The sequence below is a fragment of the Bacillus sp. SIMBA_074 genome (assembly GCF_046534555.1).
GTDB lineage: Bacteria > Bacillota > Bacilli > Bacillales > Bacillaceae_G > Bacillus_A > Bacillus_A mycoides.
The window spans coordinates 1-266 of the sequence record NZ_JAWRYM010000646.1; the positions used below are offsets into that span (position 1 = coordinate 1).

Genomic DNA, 266 nt, shown 5'->3' on the forward strand with positions numbered 1-266 from the left:
GTATGACGAGGCCTCTCCCCCGGCCGCGAGATGCTCCACTCGGCTCGGCATCCGAAGCAGCGCTCGTCGCGGCAGAGCATCGATCAGTCGTCCCAGCGGGCCCGCCGCCCTTGTCGCCGGCGTGCGCGGCAGAGCCTGGCGATCAGCCTCTCGGCCGGAAGGTTGACCAGCGCGCGGCGGAGGTACAGCGACTGGATCCACTCCAGCGTCTCGAGGAGTTCGGCGCGGTCGATGACGCCCCGCGCGTGATCGCTGTACACACTCAG

General features: G+C 69.9%; 1 protein-coding gene. It reads right to left on the reverse strand.

The features are described from left to right. Window positions 1–83: 83 nt before the first annotated feature. On the reverse strand, window positions 84–266 hold a 183-nt coding region (locus SB773_RS32340), incomplete at its 5' end, for a hypothetical protein (RefSeq protein ID WP_410594464.1).